21 protein-coding genes are annotated in these 22,472 nt (G+C 70.0%); 5 read left to right on the forward strand and 16 right to left on the reverse strand.

The window, feature by feature from the left end:
• Positions 1 to 19 precede the first annotated feature (19 nt).
• Entirely contained in the window at positions 20 to 574 is a 555-nt protein-coding gene (locus tag C8D81_RS05050) for a hypothetical protein (protein WP_094357053.1), read from the forward strand.
• Positions 575 to 669: 95 nt separating this feature from the next.
• On the opposite strand, the gene C8D81_RS05055 is transcribed toward C8D81_RS05050, so the two are convergent.
• The 8 genes from C8D81_RS05055 to hisD form a co-directional block, all read right to left on the reverse strand.
• Positions 670 to 1,152: a type II toxin-antitoxin system RatA family toxin gene (locus C8D81_RS05055; RefSeq protein ID WP_094428369.1), complete on the reverse strand. Its 483-nt coding sequence runs from the start codon at positions 1,150 to 1,152 to the stop codon at positions 670 to 672.
• A gap of 4 nt (positions 1,153 to 1,156) precedes the next feature.
• The gene (locus C8D81_RS05060; protein WP_094428371.1) at positions 1,157 to 2,971 is read right to left on the reverse strand and encodes an outer membrane protein assembly factor BamB family protein; all 1,815 of its coding nucleotides are present in this window, start codon (positions 2,969 to 2,971) and stop codon (positions 1,157 to 1,159) included.
• Between the two features lie 4 nt (positions 2,972 to 2,975).
• Positions 2,976 to 4,826: a chromosomal replication initiator protein DnaA gene (locus C8D81_RS05065; RefSeq protein WP_141212445.1), complete on the reverse strand. Its 1,851-nt coding sequence runs from the start codon at positions 4,824 to 4,826 to the stop codon at positions 2,976 to 2,978.
• Between the two features lie 50 nt (positions 4,827 to 4,876).
• Positions 4,877 to 6,475 (reverse strand): hypothetical protein, encoded by a 1,599-nt coding sequence (locus C8D81_RS21760; protein WP_133625651.1) that lies wholly within the window; start codon positions 6,473 to 6,475, stop codon positions 4,877 to 4,879.
• Positions 6,476 to 6,560: 85 nt separating this feature from the next.
• On the reverse strand, positions 6,561 to 7,202 hold the full coding sequence (gene hisH / locus C8D81_RS05080; protein ID WP_094428379.1) for an imidazole glycerol phosphate synthase subunit HisH: 642 nt from the start codon (positions 7,200 to 7,202) through the stop codon (positions 6,561 to 6,563).
• Entirely contained in the window at positions 7,199 to 7,825 is a 627-nt protein-coding gene (gene hisB / locus C8D81_RS05085) for an imidazoleglycerol-phosphate dehydratase HisB (RefSeq protein ID WP_094357064.1), read from the reverse strand. The genes hisH and hisB overlap by 4 nt, the downstream gene beginning before the upstream one ends.
• Positions 7,825 to 8,910, reverse strand: coding sequence for a histidinol-phosphate transaminase (locus C8D81_RS05090; protein WP_407644064.1), 1,086 nt, complete (start codon positions 8,908 to 8,910; stop codon positions 7,825 to 7,827). Before C8D81_RS05090 ends, hisB begins: the two co-directional genes overlap by 1 nt.
• A gap of 74 nt (positions 8,911 to 8,984) precedes the next feature.
• Positions 8,985 to 10,286: a histidinol dehydrogenase gene (hisD, locus tag C8D81_RS05095; protein WP_229237939.1), complete on the reverse strand. Its 1,302-nt coding sequence runs from the start codon at positions 10,284 to 10,286 to the stop codon at positions 8,985 to 8,987.
• Between the two features lie 144 nt (positions 10,287 to 10,430).
• Here hisD and C8D81_RS05100 point away from each other — a divergent pair, with 144 nt between their 5' ends.
• Both C8D81_RS05100 and C8D81_RS05105 read left to right on the forward strand, forming a co-directional pair.
• The gene (locus C8D81_RS05100; protein ID WP_133625653.1) at positions 10,431 to 11,285 is read left to right on the forward strand and encodes an alpha/beta fold hydrolase; all 855 of its coding nucleotides are present in this window, start codon (positions 10,431 to 10,433) and stop codon (positions 11,283 to 11,285) included.
• A gap of 160 nt (positions 11,286 to 11,445) precedes the next feature.
• Positions 11,446 to 11,907 carry a hypothetical protein gene (locus C8D81_RS05105; protein WP_094431653.1) on the forward strand — a complete coding sequence of 154 codons (462 nt, stop codon included), beginning with the start codon at positions 11,446 to 11,448 and terminating at the stop codon, positions 11,905 to 11,907.
• 6 nt (positions 11,908 to 11,913) lie between these two features.
• Here C8D81_RS05105 and C8D81_RS05110 read toward each other — a convergent pair whose 3' ends face one another.
• Positions 11,914 to 12,972, reverse strand: coding sequence for an NAD(P)-dependent alcohol dehydrogenase (locus C8D81_RS05110; RefSeq protein WP_094431655.1), 1,059 nt, complete (start codon positions 12,970 to 12,972; stop codon positions 11,914 to 11,916).
• Between the two features lie 109 nt (positions 12,973 to 13,081).
• Between C8D81_RS05110 and C8D81_RS05115 the strand changes: the two genes are divergently transcribed.
• Together C8D81_RS05115 and ybaK are read left to right on the forward strand one after the other, a co-directional pair.
• Complete coding sequence (locus C8D81_RS05115) at positions 13,082 to 13,927, forward strand: DUF554 domain-containing protein (RefSeq protein ID WP_094431657.1); 846 nt, start codon at positions 13,082 to 13,084, stop codon at positions 13,925 to 13,927.
• Positions 13,927 to 14,430: a Cys-tRNA(Pro) deacylase gene (gene ybaK / locus C8D81_RS05120; protein ID WP_094431659.1), complete on the forward strand. Its 504-nt coding sequence runs from the start codon at positions 13,927 to 13,929 to the stop codon at positions 14,428 to 14,430. Before C8D81_RS05115 ends, ybaK begins: the two co-directional genes overlap by 1 nt.
• A gap of 75 nt (positions 14,431 to 14,505) precedes the next feature.
• On the opposite strand, the gene C8D81_RS05125 is transcribed toward ybaK, so the two are convergent.
• The 7 genes from C8D81_RS05125 to C8D81_RS05155 all read right to left on the reverse strand — a co-directional run bounded on the left by C8D81_RS05125 (position 14,506) and on the right by C8D81_RS05155 (position 22,458).
• Complete coding sequence (locus C8D81_RS05125; protein ID WP_133625654.1) at positions 14,506 to 15,117, reverse strand: GNAT family N-acetyltransferase; 612 nt, start codon at positions 15,115 to 15,117, stop codon at positions 14,506 to 14,508.
• Positions 15,117 to 16,283, reverse strand: coding sequence for an ArsB/NhaD family transporter (locus C8D81_RS05130; protein ID WP_094431663.1), 1,167 nt, complete (start codon positions 16,281 to 16,283; stop codon positions 15,117 to 15,119). Before C8D81_RS05130 ends, C8D81_RS05125 begins: the two co-directional genes overlap by 1 nt.
• Entirely contained in the window at positions 16,280 to 16,606 is a 327-nt protein-coding gene (locus tag C8D81_RS05135) for a putative quinol monooxygenase (RefSeq protein WP_094357078.1), read from the reverse strand. Before C8D81_RS05135 ends, C8D81_RS05130 begins: the two co-directional genes overlap by 4 nt.
• 274 nt (positions 16,607 to 16,880) lie before the next feature.
• Complete coding sequence (locus tag C8D81_RS05140; RefSeq protein ID WP_094357080.1) at positions 16,881 to 17,525, reverse strand: hypothetical protein; 645 nt, start codon at positions 17,523 to 17,525, stop codon at positions 16,881 to 16,883.
• Between the two features lie 3 nt (positions 17,526 to 17,528).
• Entirely contained in the window at positions 17,529 to 21,059 is a 3,531-nt protein-coding gene (gene dnaE / locus C8D81_RS05145; RefSeq protein WP_094357082.1) for a DNA polymerase III subunit alpha, read from the reverse strand.
• A 272-nt stretch (positions 21,060 to 21,331) separates the two neighbouring features.
• The gene (locus tag C8D81_RS05150; RefSeq protein ID WP_094431670.1) at positions 21,332 to 21,910 is read right to left on the reverse strand and encodes a hypothetical protein; all 579 of its coding nucleotides are present in this window, start codon (positions 21,908 to 21,910) and stop codon (positions 21,332 to 21,334) included.
• Positions 21,907 to 22,458, reverse strand: a complete 552-nt coding sequence (locus C8D81_RS05155) for a SigE family RNA polymerase sigma factor (protein ID WP_229119239.1) — start codon at positions 22,456 to 22,458, stop codon at positions 21,907 to 21,909. Before C8D81_RS05155 ends, C8D81_RS05150 begins: the two co-directional genes overlap by 4 nt.
• Between the last annotated feature and the right edge of the window lie 14 nt (positions 22,459 to 22,472).

Here is a 22,472-nt window from a genome sequence, read left to right on the forward strand (position 1 = left end):
CCACCGGTAGAGTGCCGCCATGACTCACGGCCGGATCACCTTTGCCGACAGCCCCTGGCCCGGCGGGCATGCCCTGGATCGGATCGAGCTGACCGTCCGCGGCGATGACGAGGGCGCGCTGCGGCTGCATCTGCACGCCGAGACCCAGGACTACGACGCCGAGAATCCCGGGGTGCAACCGGTTGCCGGGGACGGAGCCACGCCCTGGCAGCAGCCGGAGGTCTGGCAGCGCTACACCTCGGCGATCCTCTCCTCCACCAAGTGGGACAACGCCGGGGTGAAACTGCCGGTGGCCGCCGACAAGTTCCGCGAGACGATGCTGGACCAGCTGGAGCTGACCGCCGACCCGACCTCGAAGGTCTCCCTCGACGAGGCCGCCGAGGAGCTCGCCTTCGGCTGCTACGTGCTCGGTCAGGACCTCAGCGGGGATCACCGGATCCGGTTCACCCGGGTCGGCTCCTACACCTACGACCTCACCTGGACCGGTCAGATCGCCGCCACCTTCATCGGCGAGCAGGACTTCTCCGCCGGCCACCGCTTCGAGCTGGTCGCCGAGGGCGTACGCCTCAGCTGAGCGTCCCACCCACGTTCATCGAGTAGCCGACCATGCGCAGCGAAGCGGAGCAATGGTCGGCGTGTCGAGATGAACCCGCCGGGGGACGTGGGTGATCAGCCCGGCCCCTCGGTCGCCGCGGCGACGATCTCCGGATCGGCGCAGGCCCGGGCGAAGGCGTCGATGCGGCGCCGGATGTCGCTGCCCAGCAACCGGATCCCGATCGGTTCGGCGATCGGGCGCAGCCAGTCCGGCCGGACGGTGAAGGTGTATTTCCACACCGCCCGCGTGCGGCCGTCCTCGGTCGGGGTGAACCGCCAGCCGCCGCCGAAGGTGCGGAAGAACCAGGGCCCGCGGCGCATCGTCATCCCCACGTTCCGCGGTGGTTGATAGGACACGTATTCGCTGATCATCGACAGCCCGTGCCGGGAGATGGTCAGGGTCCGGACGCCCTTGCCGGCGGTCTGCGCGCCGCCCAGGAACCGTTGTCGGCGGATGAACGGATCCCAGCGCAGCCGGGTCTCCCCGGTGGTCTGGGAGACGGCGAAGGCGATCTCGGGGCTGACGTCGACGACCACGTCCGCTTCGACCTGGGGCATCGGGTCAGGGTAGCGGCTTGAGCGGCAGGATGGTGCCGCTGGCCCGGCTGACGAGGGCGAGCTGGTCACCGCTGGTGATCAGTTGGGCCTCATCCAGCGGGTAGAGCTGGGTCCACAGCGGCCGGCCGTCGGCGACGGCGTACGCACTGACCGCGGTCTCTCCCGATCGCGAGGCGGCGATGTAATAGGTGTCGCCGAGGGTCACCGCGGAGCCGTCGCGACCCACGGCCTGGGTGGAGCGGACCGCGCCGTCGGCGCGCGCGGCCACGGTGATCCCCGGATATCCCTTGAGCAGCAGCTGGTCCCCGGCGATCCCGATCGGGTAACCGGGCACCGCCTCCTGCCAGATCGGTTTCCCGGTGCGCAGGTCCAGCAACCGGGCATCGGCGGCCACATAGTCGGTGTAGGAGTTCGGGGCGCTCAGCTGGAAGATCTGTCCGTCGAAGACGGTCAGCGGCTTCTTGCTCGTCCACAGCTCGCGTCCGGTGGCGTCCAGCAGCTGATACCTGCGGTCGCGCCAGCGTTCCTCGCTGTCGGTGCCCTCTGGTTCGCTCACCCGCAGCACGTGCCCGCCGTCGACCGGCAGATAGCCGACGACGCCCTCGCCGCAGTCCTGAGGTGGCTGATACCAGGCCGGCGGTCGCCCGGTCGCCGGGTCGATGGCCACATCGAACAGATCCGGCATCGGGCCCGGTCCGAAACCGCTGGAGGTCGGCGTGTCCGAGGTGATCCAGAGCAGCCCGGATTCGGTGCGGGTCGCGATGTTCAGGCTGTTCTGCACCGCGATCTCGGTGGTCCACCGCGTCTGGGTGCTGGCCGGATCCGGGTACGCCGCCACCTCGTACAGCTGGCAGCCACCGGGCCACCCATAGTCCTTGCGGGTGGCCACGATGAGCTGCGCACCGGACAGCGCGGCGTAGGTGTCGTCGTCGGAACCGCGTTCGGTGCCCGACGGGGTGACCGGAGCGGTGCGGGTCACGGTGCCGGTGTCGAGCTCGAGCAGCGACCAGCCACGGGTCTCCGGGCCCTGGACCAGCCGGCCGGGTTCGATCAGATAGCGCTCGTTCAGGCTGGTCGCGCCGCCGTTGTAGCCGCTGACGCCGACACCGGGCACCACCGCGGCATTCCAGCGCAACTCCTCGCTGCGCAGGTCGGCCATCCCGATCTGCCAGGCATTGCTCCGGGACGCGGGCCCGGCCAGCAATCGGCCGGTGCCGTCGGCGGTGTAGACGGTGCGGGAGCCACCGGTCACCACCGTCATCGAGCGTCCGGGCCGCAGCGCCTGTTCGGTCGCCTGCGGTGTGGGGGTGGGTGGTCGTTCGAAGCGTCCACCGCGGGAGGACGAGCTGCCGTCGACGCCGATGAGGGCCAGCCCCGCAACCACCGCGATCGCGGCCAGAACCAGCCATCCGGCGACGATCCGTGCCCGCCTGAACCCGCGCGCCATCCCGCGGAACTGCTCGGCGTCGGCCTGCTTGACCCGGTTGAACCTGTTCCGCCGCTGCTTCGCGCGCCGCTCTCGCTCCCACGTCTTCCGGTTCGCGCGGAGGCGGGCATCCCGCTCCCGTTCCTCCTGGGCGCCCTGATAGCGGGCGAGCCGGGCCTCGCGGTCGGCTTCGGCCTCGGCCCGGTGTACCTTCTCCTCGGCCTCCTTGGCACGGGCCTCGGCCTCACGGGCGCGCTGTTCGGCCTTCTGCAGCAGGACTTCCGGCGGATCGGGATCCTGCGGCCCCGCCTCGCTGCTCTCGGCGCCCGAGCGGGGATAGGTCTGCCACTGCGGTGTCGGGGTGTCCTCCCCGGCATCGTCGTCGGTCGCCACCGGGTCAGCCCTCGGCGAGCGCGCCCAGTCGGACCCGGGTCGAGTCCACCGGGTCCATCACGATCGCGTACCGCGCCGCGGACATCCCCCACGGGACGACGGCCTTGGCGTCCATCTCCAGCGGCTGCAACTCACCATTCCAGAACATCTTGTTGCCGTCGCGGGTGCCGTAGAGGTTCTTGGCGTCGGCCAGCGTGGAGGACCAGCGGTCGACGACCTCGGTCCTGCCGTCCGACAGCCGGGCCAGCAGCGGGCCCGCGGAGGCGAACTCCCGGTTCGGCGAGACGATCAGCCGCAGCCCCGACTTGACCACGTCGGTGGCGAGGGTCCCGGAGGCGAGCAGCTTGCCGCTGTCGGCATCGAAGAGGGCGACGGTACGCCGGGCCGGGTCGGCGGTGTCACCCCAGGCGGCGATCACCCCGCGGGCGGACCAGGCCACCTGCATGTCGCCGACGGTGCCATCGGGCGTACGCTCCGGGCGGACCTCGCGCGGCGCGGTACCCTGGTTGGGCGAGTTGATCGTCCACCCGCCGCGCGGCGGTGAGGAGAGCAGGTTGCCGTCCGGGGTGGCGGCGAGCGCGACGTGATCGGGCGGCAGGGTGACCGGGGCCAGCGCGCCGGCCGCGTTCACCACCCAGAACTCGCTGCCGGTGGAGACCAGCAGGCCGCCGCCGTCGGAGTGCAGCAGCGCCTTGGGCGCCAGGGTGATGGTGCGCGGCTCCTCACCCGGGTTGTCCAGCCGCCAGAGCAGCAGATTGGTGCCGTCGACGATGCCGCTGACCGGTACGCCCTGGGTGACGGCCAGGAACGGCTTGGCGTCCTTGGTCACGCTGTTGGTGGTGCTGGTCAGCACGGCCTGGCCGGTATCGGCGTTCAGCACGCGCAGGACGCCGGCACCGTCGATGTAGGCGACCCGGTTGTCGAGCACCGCGACCGACCCGGTGACCGGGATCTCGGTGGACCAGACGAACCGCTGCGACCAGCCGGGCGGGGCGGGACGGCTGAGTTCCTTGGCGGCGGCACTGCTGGCCGTCGACTGGCTGGCGCGCTGGAACTGGCTGATCCCGAAGAGCAGCACCCCGGCCAGCGCGACCGCGCCGATCACCAGTGCGGCGATGGCCCGGTTGGTGTTCCGCTTGCCCTTGTTGTTGGGGACCGCCTTGGCCCCGGCCGGCGGGCCGCCCGGCGTACCGGGTTGTGGCGGATAGGTCGCCGAGGGCTGGTTCAGCGGCATCGGCGCGGAGGCCTGCGACATCGGGTGGGGCGCGGAGGCCTGCGACATCGGGTGGCTGGCCGAGACCGGGGTGGTGCCGGGCTGGTACGCCGACGCCGGGTGGTAGGCGGAGGCGGGCGGCTGCATCGGATCCGGGCCGGGCAGCACGGGGCTGGGCGGCGGCGGGCCCGGCTGCTGCTGGTAACCCTGCTCCGGGTGACCGGGCTCGGGATAACCCTGCTCCGGGTAGCCCTGGTTCTCATATCCCGGCCCGATCACGTAGCGCTGCGGCGGCTCGGGTTCGGGGAAGGAGAGGTGGGTGTGGTCCTCGGCCGGCGCCGGACCCGGATGGAAGGGCTCACCGGGTCCCGGCTGGTACGCCTCCCCGGGCGGCGGGTACTGGGCGTAGGGCTGCTGTGGTGGCACCGGGGGTTGCGGGAATCCCTGCTGCTGCGGGAATTCGGGCTGCGGGCTCCCTGGCTGGGGCTGCTCCCCCGCCGGCCCGACGGGCGGCTCCTCGGACGGGCGCTCTGCGGGCTGCGCACCGGGCGCCCACATCAGGTCCTCGGGACGATGCGGGCGATACCAGTGCTCACGCCCGTTCCCCGTCCCGCCCCGGGGCTGATCCTCGGGGCGGGTCATCGCGATGTCCGTTCGATCACGCAGTCACCGCCGGTCTGGCGATGGCGTCCTCAACGGGTACGCCGGGAGACTGCGCGGGTACGACGCGGTGAGGTCACCGCCAGCGGGCGCTGCTGGGAGACGGCGGCCGAGCCACCGTCACCGGTATCGCTGCTGGAGGTGTCCGCCGTCGGGGTGGTGGCCGGTTTCGGGGCCGCCGTGGTGGTGGCCTTGGTCGTCGGCGTCGCCTTCGGGGTGGCCGACTTGCTGGGCGCCTTGCTCGCGCTCGGCGTGTTCGTCGCCAGGGTGACCTTCTTCTTGGCGGGCGAGGTCGGCGTCGAGCTGGCCTTCGGCGTGCTGCTCGCCTTCGGGGCGTTGCTCGCCTTCGGGGCCGCGGTCTTGGACGCCGAGGTAGTCGGCGTCGCGGTGGCCTTGGGCACGTTCGGCGCCGGCGTGGTCGACTCCGGGGCCGTCGGTGTCGCGGAGGGCGTATCGGTCGGGGTCGCGGTCGGGCTCTCGCTCGGCGCCGGGCTCTCGGTCGGCGTGGGGCTCTCCGTGGGCGTGGGCGTCGGGCTCGGGGTCTGGGACGGCGCCGGCTCGAAGCCCTCAGACGGCTCTACGCCGAACGGCGCTTCTGCAGTCAGCGTGCCCTCGCTCGGATAGGTCTGCGCCTCCGGCGGGTAGCCGAACTGCTGCGGGCTGAGGTTCAGTTCGAAACGCCAGTCCGAGAATCGCTGGATCGTCCTGTCCGGCATCGTGACAATCACCTCACCATTACCGCGGACAGTCACATTCAAGGTGAGCGTCTGCTCAGCCCCGCCATCCTTCGCCGTGATCGTGTAACTGAGGACATAGTCACCCGGCCAGGTAGGCGAGTCGGCAGTCAGTTTGAGCATCCGTCCGGCGTCGTCAAAGTCGGCGTTCGCATTCCGGAACTCAAGCGTCCGCCCCGGGGTGGTCGGCGTCGGGCTCGTGGTCGGCGGGGTAGGCGACGTGGTGGGCGGTTCCGGCGACGTGGTCGGGGGTTCCGGCGACGTGGTCGGGGGTTCCGGCGAGGTGGTCGGGGGTTCCGGCGAGGTGGTGGGCGGTTCCGGCGAGGTGGTCGGCGGAACCGGCGACGTCGTGGGGTCGGTCGGGTCGGTCGTGACCGGCGGGTCGGTCGGCACGGTACCCGGACCGGTCGGCTGGGTGGTCGGCTGCGAGCCATCGCCACCATCGGCGACCGGGGCCGTGGTCGGCTCCGGGGACGGGACCTCGAGGGTCGGCGGGCCGCTCGGCGACGGGGACACCTGGCCACCCTCGCCCACCTCGGTGGTGGGGGCCGGGGTGGCGCCCGGGTCACGGCCGATGCCGGTACCGGTGTTCTCGGAGGTGTCCCGGCCGACACCCGACTCGGAGCCCTCCTCCTCACCGGGCTGGTTGCCCGGGGGCGGCGGCTGGGTCGGGTCGGTGTTCGGGGTGGAGCCCGGCTGCTGGCTGCCGCCCTGCGACGACGGACCGGAGGATCCCGGGGGCGCGATCGTCTGCTGGGCGGTGGGGTTGGTCTCCTCAGACTTCTTGTCGCCGGTGAAAGCGATCACTCCGGCGATCAGCATCACCAGGGCGACGACCGCGGACAGGGTCCAGCCGATCAACCCCTTGCGCGATGCCGCGGTTCCCTGTGTGGACACGTTGTCATACCCCTTCAGCTGCCAGAGATTCCAGACCGCACCCTAATGCATCGGGGGTCGAACGTGAGAATCTCATCACGTCTGTTCAGCTACCGTTCAATTCCATAATCCAGTTCGTCAGCAGGCAACCCCCTGACTGCCCTGACTTTTCAGGGTGGAACTGGGTACCCGACAACGCGCCCTGCTCCACCGCGGCGACGAACCGCCCCTGCTCCAGCTCGCACCAGGTCACCCCATCGAGACCCTCGTCCCGGCGTACCCCATAGGAATGCACGAAATAGAACCAGTCGTCGGCGACCCCCCGGAACAACCGCGTATCGGCCGGTGGTTGCACGGTGTTCCAGCCCATGTGCGGCAGCCGGTGGGCGTCCAGCTTCTCGACCACCCCGGGCAGTACGCCGACCCCGGCGGTCCGCTCGCCGTGCTCGATGCCCTCTGAGAACAGGATCTGGTAACCGACGCAGATGCCCAGCACCGGCCGGCCGGCGGCGACCCGTTCGCGGATCACCCGGTCCCCCTGCACCGACCGCAGCCCGGCCATGCAGGCGGCGAACGCGCCCACTCCGGGGACGACGAGCCCGTCGGCGGCCAGCGCCGCCTCCGGATCGGCGGTCAGCTCGACCCGCGCCCCGGTCCGCGCCAGCGCCCGGTAGGCCGACCTGAGATTCCCCGAGCCGTAGTCGAGCAGCGCGACGCTCGGCGTACCGGTGGTCTCGGCAGCCGTCACAGGGCGCCCTTGGTGCTCGGTACCCCGCTGACCCGCGGATCGGGTTCGACCGCGGCGCGCAGCGCCCGGGCGAGCGCCTTGAACTGGGCCTCCACGATGTGGTGCGGGTCGCGGCCCCGGATCAGCTCCAGGTGGATGCACAGCCCGGCGTTGTGCGCCAGCGTCTCCACCACGTGCTGGGTCATCGAACCGGCATAGGGCGTCCCGGGCCGGCCATCGGGAGTCGGTCCCCCGCCGATCAGCGCGTACGCCTGGGCGTCCGGTTCGCCGACGACGACCGCGTACGGCCGGCCGGCGACGTCGACGACGCAGCTGGCCAGCGCCTCATCGAGCGGCACCTGGGCGTCGCCGTAGCGGCGGATCCCCTTCTTGTCCCCCAGCGCCTCGCGCAGCGCCTGGCCGAGCACGATCGCGGTGTCCTCGATGACGTGGTGCCCGTCGATCCAGACATCGCCGGTGGCCTCGACCTCCAGGTCGATCAGCGAGTGCTTGCTCAGCGCGGTGAGCATGTGGTCATAGAAGCCGACTCCGGTGCTGATCACCGACAGCCCGCTGCCGTCCAGGTCGAGGGTGACCTTGATCCGCGACTCGGAGGTCTCCCGTTCGACGGTCGCCTTGCGCATCAGCGCACTCCCTTCTTGAGCTGCCCGGTGAGCGACTCCTTGAATGCATCGATCTCCTCCGGCGTACCGATCGAGACCCGCAGCATCCCCGCGGGCCCGGTCTCCCGGATCAGTACGCCGTCATCGAGCAGACCCTGCCAGACCGCGTGCCGGTCGGCGAAGCGGCCGAAGAGCACGAAGTTGGCGTCGCTGGGCGCCACCTCCAGCCCCTGCCCGGTGAGCCAGTCGACCAGCTCGTCCCGGCCGGCCCGCAGCGCGGCGACATGCGCCATCATCTCCGCGGCATTGTCCAGCGCCACCGAGGCGACCGCCTGGGTGACCGCGGAGAGGTGGTAGGGCAGCCGGACGATCCGGCAGGCATCGACCACCGCCGGCGCCGCAGCCAGATAGCCGAGCCGGCCACCGGCGAACGCGAACGCCTTGCTCATCGTGCGGGAGACGACCAGCCGCGGATGCTCGGGCAGCAGTTCCAGCGCGGTCGGCGTACCGGGGCGGACGAACTCCTGGTAGGCCTCGTCGACCACCACCATGCCCGGCGCGACGGCGAGCACCGCCTCGATCGTCGCCAACGGGGTCGCGGTCCCGGTCGGATTGTTCGGGGTGGTGATCACCACGACATCCGGCCGGTGCTGCTCGACCGCGGCGACCGCGCGCTCCGGGTCCAGGGTGAAGTCGTCGGCGCGCGGTGCGGTCAGATAGTCGGTGAAGGTGTTGCGGGCGTACTCGGGATACATCGAATAGGTCGGGGTGAACGACAGCATCGTCCGCCCCGGTCCGCCGAAGGCCTGCAGCAGGTGGGTCATCACCTCGTTCGACCCGTTCGCGGCCCAGATCTGGTCGCGGGTCAGGTCGTGACCCAGGTACGCGGCCAGCCGCTCGCGCAGCGCGGTCGCCTCCCGGTCCGGATAGCGGTTCATCCCCGAGGCCGCCTCCGCCGCCGCGGTCGCGATCTGATCGAGTACGCGATCGCTGGGCGGGTAGGGGTTCTCGTTCACGTTGAGCAGCACCGGCACGTCGAGCTGCGGGGCACCGTAGGGCTGCTCCCCCTCCAGCCCCGGTCGCAGCGGGAGATCCGCCAGTTCCACGTTCCCCGAGTAGGCCGCCTGCGGCCCCTTTCCACGTTCCCTGAGCGAGGCCGCTTGCGGCCGAGTCGAAGGGTTCACGAGAGCTCCTCGAAACGCACGGTCACTGCGGCGCCGTGGGCCGGCAGTTCCTCGGCCTCGGCGAAGGTCTCGACGTCCCGGCGTACCTCGGCCAGCGCATCGCGGTCGTACTCGATCAGGTGCACCGCGCGCAGGAACGACTTCACGTTCAGCCCGCTGCTGTGCGCGGCGGCGCCGGCGGTCGGCAGCACGTGGGTGGAGCCGGCGACGTAGTCCCCCAGCGACACCGGCGAGTAGCCGCCGATGAAGATCGCGCCGGCGTTGGTCACCCGCTGGGCGACCTCGAAGGCGTTGCGGGTGTGGATCTCCAGGTGCTCGGCGGCGTACGCGTCGACCACGGCCAGGCCCTGGTCGAGGTCGTCGACGAGCACGATCCCGGACTGTTCGCCGGCCAGCGCGGTGCGGATCCGTTCGATGTGGCGGGTACGCCGGATCTGCGGCTCGAGCTCGGCCTGGACGGCATCGGCCAGCTCGGTGGAGTCGGTGACCAGCACCGAACCCGCCAGCGGGTCGTGCTCGGCCTGGGAGATCAGGTCGGCGGCGACATGGGTCGGATCGGCGGTGTCGTCGGCCAGGATCGCGATCTCGGTCGGGCCGGCCTCGGAGTCGATGCCGATCCGGCCCTTGAGCAGCCGCTTGGCGGCGACCACGTAGATGTTGCCGGGTCCGGTGACGAGGTCGACCTTCTCGATCAGCCCGGGCACCCCGTGGGCGAACATCGCCACCGCCTGGGCGCCGCCCACGGCGTACACCTCGTCGATGCCGAGGATCGAGCAGAGCGCGAGGATGTTGGGGTGCGGTTCGCCGTCGAACTCGGCCTGCGGCGGTGAGGTGACCGCGATCGAGCCGACACCGGCGACCTGGGCGGGGACGACGTTCATGATCACGCTGGAGGCCAGCGGCGCGAGGCCGCCGGGGACGTAGAGCCCGACGCGGTTCACCGGGATCATCTTCTGGATGATCCGGGCGCCGTCGGCGACCTGGACGGTGACCTGCTGCTCGCCGAGTTCGGCCTCGCTGACCCGGCGGCGGCGTTCGATGGCGACCTCGAAGGCCCTGCGGACCTCGGGGTCGAGCGCCTTCTCCGCCTCGGCGAGCCGGTCGGCCGGGACCCGGAAGCTGGCCGGGACGACGCGGTCGAAGCGCTCGGAGAGTTCGCGCAGCGCCTGCTCGCCGCGGGCGGCGACGTCCTCGACCACCGGGCGGACCGCCGCCATCGCCTGCTCCACGTCGAACGCGGCCCGAGGCACGATGTGGGTGAGATCCTCGGTCCGGGCGTGGCCGCGCAGGTCGATCACCCGGAGTCGGGTGTCGTCGGGGGTCGCGGCATCGGGAGTTCTGCGGGACTCGGAGGATTCAGACACGACCGCGATTCTACGGAGTCTGGTCGGTGTCCCCGACCACTTTCTGCGCGCTGAGAAGCCGATCCCTAGGATCGGGCCATGGAGTCGATCGTGGTCACCACGGCCGGCCCGGTCGAGGTGTCCCTGCGTCCGGGCGAATTGTCGCCCGTGCTGGTCCTCAGCGGCGGGCACTGCACCGCCCGGACCCCGCTCGGCCAGGAGCTCTACACCGAACTCGGGCATGCCGTGGTCACGGTCTCCCGACCCGGGTACGGCCGGACCTCGGTCGGTCCGCTGACCGCGACCGAGTTCGGGCCGCTGCTGGTCGAGGTCTGCGACCGGCTCGGGCTGGGGCCGCTGGCGGCGGTCGTCGGGGTGTCCTTCGGCGGGCCGACCGCGGTCCAGGCGACGCTGGCGCTCGGCGAGCGGGCCCGGTCGCTGATCCTGCACAGCGCGGCCCCCTCGGCGCGGCCCTATCCCGACGCCCCGGCCCAGCGGGCGGCGGCACCGGTGGTGTTCGGGCCGAGCACGCAGGCGGTGACCTGGGCGACGGTACGCCGGAGCGTGCGCACCGATGCGGGGTTGCGGCGCCATCTGGGTCGGTTGAGCCGGTTGCCGGCGGTGCGCTGGTGGCCGGATCTGACCGAGGCCGACAAGGACGCGGCGCGGGCCACCTTCGCGGGGATGGATTCGGGGTCGGGGTTCCTGCTCGACCTGCGGCAGGGTTCACCGGCACTGCGGGCGTACCGGAGTGCCGCGCTGGCCCGGGTCGGCGTACCGACGCTGGTCACCGGCAGCCCGCACGACGGTGGTGTGGACTGGCGGCATGCCGAATCGCTGGCCGAACTGATCCCGGGTGCGGAACTGGTGAACACCGAGGCAGCGACGCACTTCTACTGGATCGGCCCCACCCGCGGCCGGGTCTCCGGCGCGATCTCCCGCTTCCTCGGCTGAGCCGTCCCTCCGGCCCCTCCGGCCCCGGGCTGCGGTCGGGTTGGACAGCGAGTTCTCAGCACTCTCACAGCCGTACTGGCCGGTCGCCGACTAGACTCCAAGTCCTACCGAGGGTCAGTACCTACCCGAACATGCGCTGGCCCGGACGGGGGAAAGATCGATGTCGCTGCACCTGGCCATGAACGGCTCAACGCTCGGCGTACCAGACACCTGGAGCGGAGCCGATCGACCGGATTTCGATGCCGCCACCTTCGCTGCGCTGGAGCGCGGACCCCTCCCCGACCTCAACGATCTGGTGGTGACGATCAGCCTGGCGCAGCTGCTGCGCGCGGAATACATGGCACCCGATGCCGAACTCGGCCGGGCGCTGCCGGTCGATCAGGTGGCGGCCGCCCACCGGGCCCTGGCGGCCTCGGCGGCCCGGCACGGTCTGACCCTGGACCTGCCGTGGCACGACCTGCCGACCTTCGAGGCGTACCGGCTGGCCCACGGCCACCAGGGCTGGACGGGTCGTCGCGCCCTGGTGGCCGAGTTCTTCGGGCCGCTGATGGATCAGCTGCAGACGTTGGAGAACGAGCGCTTCATCAACGCCCTGCGCCGCGCCGCCTCCAACGCTGGTTGAGCGAGTTCAGTTCTTGACCGCATCCTCGAGGGTCGCGGTGTCGATGACGAAGCGGTAGCGGACGTCGGAGCCGACGACGCGATCCCAGGCCTCGTTGATCTTGTCGGCCGAGATCACCTCGACCTCGGCACCGATGCCCTGCTCGGCGCAGAAGTCGAGCATCTCCTGGGTCTCGGCGATGCCGCCGATCAGCGAACCGGCGAACGAACGCCGGCCCATGATCAACGAGAACGCCTGCACCGGCATCGGCTCCGGCGGGGCGCCGACGTTGACCATCGTGCCGTCGACCGCGAGCAGGTTCAGGTACGCCCGCATGTCGAGCTGGGCGCTGACGGTGTTGATGATCAGGTCGAACTTCCCGGCCAGCTCCTCGAAGGTGGCCGGGTCCTCGGTGGCGCGGTAGTCGTCGGCACCGAGCCGCAGCCCGTCCTCCTGCTTCTTCAGCGACTGGGACAACACGGTCACCTCGGCACCCATCGCGTGCGCGAGCTGGACGGCCATGTGGCCGAGCCCGCCGAGGCCGATGACGGCGACCTTCTTGCCGGGGCCGGCACCCCAGTGCTTGAGCGGCGAGTAGGTGGTGATGCCCGCGCAGAGCAGCGGCGCGGCCTTGTCGGAGTCGATGGCGTCGGGGATCTTCAGCACGAAGTCCTCGGTGACCACGACATGGGTGGAGTAACCGCCCTGGGTCATCGTGCCGTCGACGTCGGTGGCGCCGTAGGTGCCGATGTTGCCCTTCTCGCAGAACTGCTCCTCACCGGCCTTGCAGTACTGGCATTCGCCGCAGGAGTTGACCATGCAGCCGACACCGACCCGGTCGCCGGCGGCGTGCGTGGTGACCTCGGAGCCGACCTCGGTGACGGTGCCGACGATCTCGTGACCGGTGACCAGCGGGTACTGGGCGGGGCCCCATTCGCTGCGGGCGGTGTGGATGTCGGAGTGGCAGATGCCGGCGTGGGTGATGTGGATCAGCACATCCTTGGGTCCCACCTCGCGACGTTCGATGGTGATCGGGACGAGCGGGTCGGTGGCGGAGGTGGCGGCGTACGCGGGAACGTTCTGCATGGCTCTCCCTCATGCCCTACCGGGCGGTTGGTTCTCAGCTGGACGGTGCCAGTCTTCCGCATCGGTCAACGGGCCGGACCCCGGGTGGGTCCGTGGAACAATCGCGGCCATGTTGTTGAGCGGAGGGTTCATCGGCATCGGCACCGTCACCAACGTGGCCACCGTCATCCTGGGTTCGCTGATCGGGATGGGCCTGGGACACCGGCTCCCGCGCCGTACCCGCGGCACCGTGACCGATGTTCTCGGTCTGGTCACGCTGCTGATCGGGGCCCTGTCGGCGATGGATGTCACCGACCGGGTGCTCGCCGATCGCGTGGGTTCGTCGGCACCGGTGCTGATCGTGCTCGGTGCGCTGCTGATCGGCGGGATCATCGGTTCGCTGATCGATCTGGAGCGGCGGTTGGAGGATCTCGGTGACTGGCTGCGACGTCGGCTCATCTCCGGTCGGCGCGAGCGAGGTACGAGCGGGTCCCCCTCACGTCGGCTGAGCGAGCGAGGTACGAGCGAGTCGAAGCCCGATACCGGTGCCGCACACCTGTCGGCGAAGGAGCGGTTCATCGAGGGCTTCGTGACGGCCTCGCTGGTGTTCTGCATCGGCCCGTTGACGATCCTGGGTGCGCTCTCCGATGGTCTCGGCCGCGGCGCGGATCAGTTGCTGCTGAAGTCGGTGCTGGACGGTTTCGCCGCGATCGCCTTCGCCGCTTCGCTCGGGGTCGGTGTACTCGCCTCCGCGCTGATGGTCGGATTGGTGCAGGGCGCGCTCACCCTGGTCGGGCTGGCGATCGGCGACTTCCTGCCGGAGGCACATCTGGTGGCGCTGACCGCGACCGGTGGGTTGCTGCTCGTCGGGCTCGGTATCCGGTTGTTGAATCTCCGCCAGCTGCCGGTGGGCAATCTGCTGCCGGCGTTGCTGGTGGCTCCGTTGCTGGTGCAGCTGGTCGCGGTGCTGCGCTGATGGCCAGACGGTCCTCGGGTACACCGGCGACGCTCGCCCTGGACCGGGCGAAGATCGCCTACCGCACCCATCCGTACGCCCACGACGATGCGGTCGGTGGGCACGGGCACGGCAGCTACGGTGCCGAGGCGGCACAGGCGCTCGGGGTGGATCCGGCGCGGATGTTCAAGACCCTGCTGACCGAGCTGCCCGGCGGTGAGCTGGTGACCGCGGTGGTGCCGGTGGCCGGGCAGCTCGACCTGAAGGCACTCGCGGCGGCCGTCGGGGCGAAGAAGGCCGCGATGGCCGACCCGGCGGTGGCCGAGCGGACGACCGGCATGGTTGTCGGCGGCATCTCCCCGATCGGCCAACGGCAGCGGCACCGTAGCGTGGTGGACACCTCCGCGGCCGACTTCGAGACCATCTTCTGCTCCGCCGGCAAGCGCGGCCTGCAGCTCGAACTGGCCCCGGCCGACCTGCTCCGGGTCACCGGCGGTGAGTACGCCCACATCGTCCGCCGCTGATCCGATTCCTCCGCCAGCACCCGCCTCCAGCGATACGGATCTGCATACGCCAGTAGGCAGAACCGCATCGATTCATCACGATGGTTCAGCCCCGGGCGCGAGGAACAACCGGGTGAGTCGACCCAGGGGCCGGGCACCCACCTGGGCGGCGACCCGGTGCGATGGAAGATTCTCCTCGAACGCGCTGTAGAACAGCACCCGCTCGTCGGTGAACAACGACGCCCAGGTCCGCACCGCGAACCCTGCGAGACGCAGTCCACGATGCGCCGCTTCGGTCTGCACGCCGACCTCGGCCGCCCGTTCGGTGAGGCGGGCCGCGTGCGCCAGCGACACCACTTGTTCTCCCTGCAGCACCACGGCCCATGGCCCCAGCCCGCCAGACACCAGTTGCTCCCAATCGGCCTCGGCCCATCCCGATGGTCGAGCGAGGGTTCCACTCTGAGCATCGGTCACCAGCCGGTATCCCTCAGGTGGGCGCCCGGGTTCTCCGGGGCCGAGGAGCCAACCGCGCGCCATCGTCACATGGACCGCGTCATCGCTCCCCAGGGCAGCAGCACCCGGCATCGTCGCGCTGCGCCCGTCGTAGGTGCTGAGCAGTACCTCGACGGTCGGTGCCGCGAGCCGGCCCCGCGATTCGGTGCCCCAGATCGTCTCGGCCTCCAGTCGAAGCATGTCAAGGGCGTTCATCAGGCACCTACCAGCAGCGCACCGACGAGGACAGCCACAGGCACCAGCAACAGTCCCTCGACGGCGAACCGGCGTACCCCGACGTGCACCCCGAGCCGGCGGATCGACTGCCACCACAACAGGTTGGCCAGCGAGCCCCAGAGCAGGATGGTCGGGCCGACGTTCACCCCGACCAGCAGGGCGAGCAACTGCTGCGGCGTACCGGCCCAGCCCTCCAGCGCCAGGAACGCGGGCAGGTTGTTGACCGCATTCGCCGCCAGGGCGGCGATTCCGGCGACGAGCAGGTTGCCCGTGACACCGGCATCGGGTGTCGGCAGCCAACCGGCCAACCGGTCGGAGAAGCCGGCGACCAGCCAGAACAGCCCGAGCACCCCGGCGGCCACCTCGAACGGGAACAGCGCCAGCATCGGGCGTACCCGGGCTTCTGGATGGCGTCGCAGCGCGGCGGTCGACCAGAGCACGGCCAGTCCCCCGGCGGCGACGGCCCAGGCCGGTACGCCGAGGACCAGCAGCGGGCCGAGGGCGAGCGCGACCACGGCCGAGGCGACCAGCAGCACCCGGTCGGCGACGGGTTCGACCGGCGGCGGTGCGTACGCCCCGGCGACCCGGCGGCCCCAGCGCAGGCCGAGCACCAACAGGGTCACCGCCAGGACGCCGAGCTGCGGCAACCAGCTCTGCGCGAGGTACGCCGAACCGAGCCGCTGGTGGGCCATCAGGTTGGTCAGGTTCGACACCGGCAGCAGCAGGGAGGCGGAGTTCGCCAGCCAGATCGCGGCGAAGGCATAGGGCAGCGGGTCGAGCCGCAGTCGCCGCGCCAGCACCACCCCGATCGGCGCGAGCAGCACCGCGGTGGTGTCCAGGCTGAGGAAGACGGTGGTCAGCGTGGCGAGCCCGGTGAACAGCCAGAACAGGGCGCCACCGGAGCCGCGGGCCAACCGGGCCAGCGCGTCGGCGGCGACCCGGAACAGCCCGGCGACCTGGCACAGATCGGCGACCGGTTTGACCAGGATCAGGAACAGCAGCACCGGCCAGCCGAGATCCCAGGCGTGGGCCGCCTCGGGCGTCGGGACGAGCCCGGTGAGCACCGCGAGGGCGCCGGCGGCCAGCAGCAACCAGCCCCAGGGCGGCCGCCGCAACCACGGCAACCGCCACCGGGACTCGGTCAACGGGGCTGGATCTCCCCCATCGGCCCGAAGCCGTCGACCTCCTCGGCGTCGACGTAGATGATCTGCGGCTGCGCCGAGACGATGTCGGGCATCACGCTCATGAACTTCTCCACATGCGGCTGCGCCATGTGCTCCTTGCCGGCGGCATCATCGCGGAACCCCTCGATGCAGATGAAGGTCTGCGGTTCGAGCACACTGCGGGAGAACTCGAAGAAGATGTTGCCGGGTTCCGCGGTGACGGCCTTGGCGTAGTCGGCGGAGATCTCCTCCCACTCGCTCATCTTGTCCTCACGGATGGGGAACTTCACGGTGATCTGGATCATGCGGTCAGGATAGAGGGCGCAGATATCGCCCCGCTCGCGACGCCGCGAGCCGCCCCGGTTCGATTTGCTCCTCAGCACCCCCTGCCAACCAATAGGTCCTTGATGCCCGTATGGCATCAAGGAAATCGCTGATCCACCCACGGCATCAAAGAAATCTTTGATCCCCTGGGGGCATCAAGAAATTCTTTGATCCCTCCTGGGCATCAAACCCGTATCGGTTGGAGAGCAGTTGGGCAGAGTCAACCGGCGCGGGCGGACAGCACGCGCCACGGGCTCAGGTGTCGGCCGGTTCCTCGGGGTCGTGGCTGAGGGCGGCGAAGAGCATGATGGGCAGGCAGGCGGCGAAGGGCCAGACGAGCAGGGCGGCCTGGGCGCGCAGGGTCAGCTCGATGGGTAACACCTCACCGGGCCGGGCAGCGGCCAGCCGCGGCTCCAGCGGCCCGGGGCCGAGCAGCCAGCCGAGCTGCCAGCAGGTCAGCGCCATCACCGTCGCGGAGGCGATCGCCAGGAACACCATCGGCCAGCCGAGGCCGGCGAACCATTTCCAGACCACGAGTCCGCAGATCAGTCCACAGATCAACCCGAGCACCACGAACCAGGCGTCGGCGGCGATGAACTGCGACAGACCCCGCTCGCTGGTCACCGCGCTGCCATCGTCGTTGACCTGATAGGTGGGCAGGTCCACTCCGAATCGCCACACCACCCCGGCCAGCGCACCGAGCAGCACCGACCCGAGCCCGAGCACGCTGAGCCACAGGTTGAGCGGGCGGCGTACCGGGCGTGGCTGACCGCGCTCCGGCAGGCGGGTGGCGTCGGTGATCACCGGAATGGTGCCGGTGGTCACCGAGTCGCCCACGTGCTGGATGCTCGGCTGGGACGGGTCGGTGTTCACCACCGACTCGGGGCTGCGCTCAGACATCGATCACACGTTCAGACATGATGGGCCCAATAATGCCTTGAGATCCGCCATCAGCGGCGGCGACGGTGTCACCCGCAGCCCCTCATCGACCCGCCAGATGCTGGTCCGGCTCTGGGTCAGCAACCGCAGATGGACCTCGGTCACCCCCGGATGGTTGCGCAGCACCTGCCGCAGTTCCTCCACCACCGGCGGGGTGCAGCGGGTCGAGGGCAGCGAGATCACCACCGGTTTCGCGGGGCCGGTGTCCACATCGGGCACGGTCAGCTCGGTGGCCATCAGATTCACCGAGTCGTCGCGGGAGCGTACGTTGCCCTTCACCCGGACCACGGTGTCGGTGGCGAGCACGGTGGACACCAGCGAATAGACCTTCGGGAAGAGCAGCACCTCGACCGAGGCCTCCAGGTCCTCCACGGTCAGGATCGCCATCGAATCGCCGGACTTGGTGGTCTTGCGGACGATCTGGGTGATCATCCCGCAGATCGCGGTGGTGGTGTCCCTGGGCCCGTCCTCGGCGACCAGCCGGCCGATCGAGATCTCCCGCTCCGATTCCAGGATGTGCTCCAACCCCTGCAACGGGTGGTCGGAGACGTAGAGCCCGAGCATCTCGCGTTCGAAGGCGAGCTTGGTCCGCTTGTCCCAGTCGGGCAGGTCCGGTACCGGGGTGAGCATGCTGATCGCGGAGGCGGACTCGTCCCCGAAGCCGGCGAACAGGTCGTCCTGGCCGTTGGCCTGGTTGCGCTTGACGTCGATGACCTGGTCGATGTTCTCCTCGAAGATCTCCATCAGCGCGCGTCGCGGATGGCCCATCGAGTCGAACGCACCGGCCTTGATCAGCGACTCGACCAGCCGCTTGTTGCAGGCTGGCAGCGGCGCCTTGTCCAGGAAGTCGTTGAAGTCTGTCGACTTGCCGGTCTGCTCGCGCTCCGCCGACATCAGCGAGACCACGTTGGCGCCGACATTGCGGACCGCGGACAGCCCGAAGCGGATGTCGGTGCCGACCGGGGTGAAGTTCATCTCCGAGGAGTTCACATCCGGCGGCAGGACCTTGATGCCCATGTGGCGGCACTCCGCCAGATAGAGCCCCATCTTGTCCTTGTCGTCCTTCACCGAGGTCAGCAGCGCGGCCATGTATTCGGTGGGATAGTTGGCCTTCAGGTAGGCCGTCCAGTAGGAGACCAGACCGTACGCCGCGGTGTGCGCCTTGTTGAAGGCGTAGTCGGAGAACGGCAGCAACACGTCCCACAGCGCCTTCACCGCCGCCTTCGAGAAACCGTTGGCGAGCATGCCGGCCTCGAAGTTCACGAACTCGGCGTCCAACACCTCGCGCTTCTTCTTGCCCATCGCCCGGCGCAGCAGGTCGGCGTTGCCCAGGGTGTAGCCGGCGAGGTGCTGGGCGATCGCCATCACCTGCTCCTGATAGATGATCAGGCCGTAGGTGGTGTCCAGGATCTCCGAGAGCGCTTCCTCCAGCTCCGGATGGATCGGGGTGATCTCCTGCTTGCCGTTCTTGCGCAGCGCGAAGTTGGTGTGCGCGTTGGCGCCCATCGGGCCGGGGCGGTAGAGCGCGAGCGCCGCGGAGATGTCCTCGAAGTTGTCCGGCTGCATCAACCGCAGCAGCGAGCGCATCCCGCCGCCGTCGAGCTGGAACACACCCAGGGTGTCGCCGCGGCCGAGCAGCTCGTAGGTGCGCCGGTCGGTCATGTCCTTGCTGAGCGCCTCGAGATCCAGGTCGAAGTCGCGGTTCAGCTTCACATTGGTGACCGCGTCATCGAGGATCGTCAGGTTCCGCAGGCCCAGGAAGTCCATCTTGACCAGCCCGAGCGTCTCGCAGGTCGGGTAGTCGAACTGGGTGATGATCGCGCCGTCGGACTCCCGCTTCATCACCGGGATCACCGACTGCAACGGCTCGGAGGACATGATCACGCCGGCGGCGTGCACACCCCACTGCCGCTTCAGCCCCTCGATGCCGATACCGGTGTCGACGACGGTCTTGACCTCGGGATCGGAGTCGTAGAGCTCGCGGAACTCGCCGCCCTCGGTGTACCGCTTGTGCTGCGGGTCGAACAGGTCCTTCAGCGGCACGTCCTTGCCCATCACCGCCGGCGGCATCGCCTTGGTGATCTTCTCCCCCATCGAGAACGGCATGCCGAGCAGCCGCGCGGAGTCCTTGACCGCCTGCTTGGCCTTGATGGTGCCGTAGGTGACGATCATCGCGACCTTGTCCGAGCCGTATTTCTCGGTGACGTAGCGGATCACCTCGGGCCGGCGGCGATCGTCGAAGTCGACGTCGAAGTCGGGCATCGACTTGCGCTCGGGGTTCAGGAAGCGCTCGAAGATCAGCCCGTGCGGGATCGGGTCCAGGTCGGTGATCTTCATCGCGTACGCACACATCGAGCCCGCACCCGAACCACGCCCGGGACCGACCCGGATGCCGTTCTCCTTGGCCCACTTGATGAAGTCCGACACCACCAGGAAGTAGCCGGCGTACCCCTTGCCGATGATCACTTCCTGCTCGTACCGCGCCTGCTTGACCGCATAGTCGGGCACCGCGCCGTCGAACCGCTCCTGCAGGCCGCGCTCGACCTCCTTGACGAACCAGGACTCCTCGTTCTCCCCCGGCGGGCAGTCGAACCGCGGCATGAACCGGCCCTCACCCTCGGTGAAGGACACATTGCACCGCTCGGCGATCGCCAGCGTGGTGTCGCAGGCCTCGGGCAGCTCGCTGAACAGCTGCCGCATCTCCTCGGCGGTCTTCACGTAGTAGCCGTCGCCGTTGAACTTGAATCGGTTCGGGCTGTCCTTGGTCGACCCGGCGGAGACGCAGAGCAGGTTGTCGTGGGCGTCGGCGTCGTGCTTGTGCACGTAGTGCAGGTCGTTGGTCGCGACCAGCGGCAGGTTCAGATCCTTGGCGAGCCGCAGCAGCCCCGACCGCACACTGCGCTCGATGTCCAGGCCGTGATCCATCAGCTCGACGAAATAGTTGTCCGCGCCGAAGATGTCGCGGAAATCGGCCGCCGACTTCACCGCCTCGTCATATTGCCCCAGCCGCAGATGGGTCTGCACCTCACCCGAGGGGCAACCGGTGGTCGCCATCAGTCCCGGCGCATAGGTCTCCAGCAGCTCCCGGTCCGCCCGCGGCTTGTAGAAGAACCCCTCGATCGAGGACAGCGAGGAGAGCCGGAACAGATTGTGCATCCCGGTGTTGTTCTCCGCCCACATGGTCATGTGGGTGTACGCCCCCGAGGCCGCGACATCGTCACCGGTCCCGTCACCGAACCGCACCCGCTTGCGTTCCGAGCGGTGCGTCTTGGGGGTGAGGTACGCCTCCAGCCCGATGATCGGCTTGACCCCGGTGCCCTGCGCCTTCTTGTAGAACTCATAGGCACCGAACAGGTTGCCGTGATCGGTCATCGCGATCGCCGGCATGCCCATCTCGGCCGCGGTGGAGAACATGTCACCGACCCGCGCGGCGCCGTCGAGCATCGAGTATTCCGAGTGGCAGTGCAGGTGCACGAAGGAGTTCTGGTCAGCCATGTCTGGGCGTTCAACCTCCACTGAAAATCGCCTGCGGATGCCGCCTCGCCGGGTGCCGACGGGGAGACCAGAAAGACTACCTCGCTCCGCCGACACTCCCCGCCCGGCTCGCCACGTTCATCGAGTCCTGCCCTCGTTCATCGAGTAGCCGCCCATGCGCAGCGCTGCCCCTCGTTCATCGAGTAGCCGCCCATGCGCAGCGAAGCGGAGCAATGGGCGGCGTGTCGAGATGAACCCACCCCCAGTTCCTCGAACACCCCCCATCGCCGACCTCACCAGGTCGCGAGCACCCGCCCGTCGGCGGCCACCGCCTGGATCGGCTGCCGGCCGGCCAGCGGTTGCAGCCCGATCAACCGCGGGTCGTCCCCCTGGGCGGCCAGCACCCGCGGGGCGGGACCACCGGGGCGTACCAGCTCGATCCGCTCCGTACCGGCCGGCGCCAGCACCGCCAGCGTCGGCGTACCGGACAACTCGATCTCGGCCCGATCCTGGTCCAGCGGCTGACAGGCCGGGATGGCGCCGACGAGGCACCACCGCCCGTCGGCGATCGTGGCCGCCGGCCGATCGGCCCGTTGCGGAGCCGCCGCGCCGCTGGCCGCGGGCACGGGGGCGGGCGCCGCCTCGGGGGCGGAGGAACTGACCCCGGAGGTGGTCGTGCGGAGCACCGGCGGCAGCAGGACACCGGCCAGCGCGACCACGGCGAGCGCACCGGTCGCCCCGGCGATCCGGGCCCGGTTCCGGGTCTGCCGGGCCCGGGCACCGGCGATGATCCGGTCGGCGTCCAGCGGCTCCGGCTCGCCTTCGTTGAGTCGGTGCAGGGCGCCGCGCAGTTGCTCTTCCTCGCTTCTCATCCCGCCTCCTGCAGTCCCTGGATGTCCGGTGCCTCGCGCAACTTGCCGAGGGCGCGGGCACATGCGCTCTTCACCGTGCCGACCTTGATGCCGAGCGCGGCCGCGGTGTCGGCCTCGCTGAGGTCCTCCAGGAAGCGGAGCACCACCACTGCGCGTTCCCGGGCGGTCAATCCGGCCAGCGCGGCCCGCACCGACTCCCGGTCCGCGACCGAGGCGGCCCGATCCGGCCGGTCATCGCCGTCCAGACGGTGCGCGGCCGCCGCGTCCAGCGGTGCCCCGCCCGGGTCGAAGTCGGTGCTCTGCTCCCGCCACGGCCGGCGCCGCAACCGGTCCCGGTAGTGGTTGACCAGGATCCGCCGGACATAGCTCGTCGGGTCATCGGTGGCCCGGACCCGGTGCCACTTCAGGTACGCCTTCTCCAGCGCCCCCTGGGTGAGGTCCTCGGCCAACGAGGGATCACCGCACAGCCCGCGCGCGAACGCGAGCAGCCGCGGCGAACGCTCTCTGACGAACTCCGCGAACTCGGCATCCCTGTCGGCCCGGGCCACGCACCTCCCCCTCG

The organism is Enemella evansiae (assembly GCF_004362375.1).
In the GTDB taxonomy this organism is placed as follows: domain Bacteria; phylum Actinomycetota; class Actinomycetes; order Propionibacteriales; family Propionibacteriaceae; genus Enemella; species Enemella evansiae.

Coding starts and splice junctions, on each gene's coding strand:
- C8D81_RS05050 (WP_094357053.1), top strand. CDS start 20: ATGACTCACGGCCGGATCACCTTTGCCGACAGCCCCTGGCCCGGCGGG.
- C8D81_RS05055 (WP_094428369.1), bottom strand. CDS start 1,152: ATGCCCCAGGTCGAAGCGGACGTGGTCGTCGACGTCAGCCCCGAGATC.
- C8D81_RS05065 (WP_141212445.1), bottom strand. CDS start 4,826: ATGACCCGCCCCGAGGATCAGCCCCGGGGCGGGACGGGGAACGGGCGT.
- hisB (WP_094357064.1), bottom strand. CDS start 7,825: ATGCGCAAGGCGACCGTCGAACGGGAGACCTCCGAGTCGCGGATCAAG.
- C8D81_RS05100 (WP_133625653.1), top strand. CDS start 10,431: ATGGAGTCGATCGTGGTCACCACGGCCGGCCCGGTCGAGGTGTCCCTG.
- C8D81_RS05105 (WP_094431653.1), top strand. CDS start 11,446: ATGTCGCTGCACCTGGCCATGAACGGCTCAACGCTCGGCGTACCAGAC.
- C8D81_RS05110 (WP_094431655.1), bottom strand. CDS start 12,972: ATGCAGAACGTTCCCGCGTACGCCGCCACCTCCGCCACCGACCCGCTC.
- C8D81_RS05115 (WP_094431657.1), top strand. CDS start 13,082: ATGTTGTTGAGCGGAGGGTTCATCGGCATCGGCACCGTCACCAACGTG.
- ybaK (WP_094431659.1), top strand. CDS start 13,927: ATGGCCAGACGGTCCTCGGGTACACCGGCGACGCTCGCCCTGGACCGG.
- C8D81_RS05125 (WP_133625654.1), bottom strand. CDS start 15,117: ATGAACGCCCTTGACATGCTTCGACTGGAGGCCGAGACGATCTGGGGC.
- C8D81_RS05135 (WP_094357078.1), bottom strand. CDS start 16,606: ATGATCCAGATCACCGTGAAGTTCCCCATCCGTGAGGACAAGATGAGC.
- C8D81_RS05140 (WP_094357080.1), bottom strand. CDS start 17,525: ATGTCTGAGCGCAGCCCCGAGTCGGTGGTGAACACCGACCCGTCCCAG.
- dnaE (WP_094357082.1), bottom strand. CDS start 21,059: ATGGCTGACCAGAACTCCTTCGTGCACCTGCACTGCCACTCGGAATAC.
- C8D81_RS05150 (WP_094431670.1), bottom strand. CDS start 21,910: ATGAGAAGCGAGGAAGAGCAACTGCGCGGCGCCCTGCACCGACTCAAC.